The organism is Corynebacterium sp. UMB6689 (assembly GCF_030215295.1).
Classification (GTDB): domain Bacteria; phylum Actinomycetota; class Actinomycetes; order Mycobacteriales; family Mycobacteriaceae; genus Corynebacterium; species Corynebacterium aurimucosum.
In genome coordinates this window covers 1-233 of record NZ_JASOLS010000298.1, presented here as the reverse complement: position 1 = coordinate 233, position 233 = coordinate 1, and the positions used below count along the sequence as shown (strand labels likewise).

General features: G+C 55.8%; 1 pseudogene. It reads left to right on the top strand.

Annotated elements, in window-relative coordinates:
• Positions 1–78: 78 nt before the first annotated feature.
• Positions 79–233: pseudogene (locus QP363_RS13575) on the top strand (IS256 family transposase); the annotation flags it as partial.

Below are 233 nucleotides of genomic sequence, written 5' to 3'. Positions count from 1 at the left end.
ACGCAGCGTAACAATGCGCTAAAGTAAGCCCCACAATTTCACCACCCCATGGTGTCTACTTTCCGGGGGTCAGGCCCCACAAACCTGCTGGAAGGCGGCATCAACAAACAGCTCAAAGACTTAGCCGGAAACCATCGTGGCATGTTCGATGAGCATCAGCGCATCACCATGGACTGGTGGCTCTACACCCACACCGAAGACCCCGTAGCGCCGCTGGAGTTAGCCAAGCAACA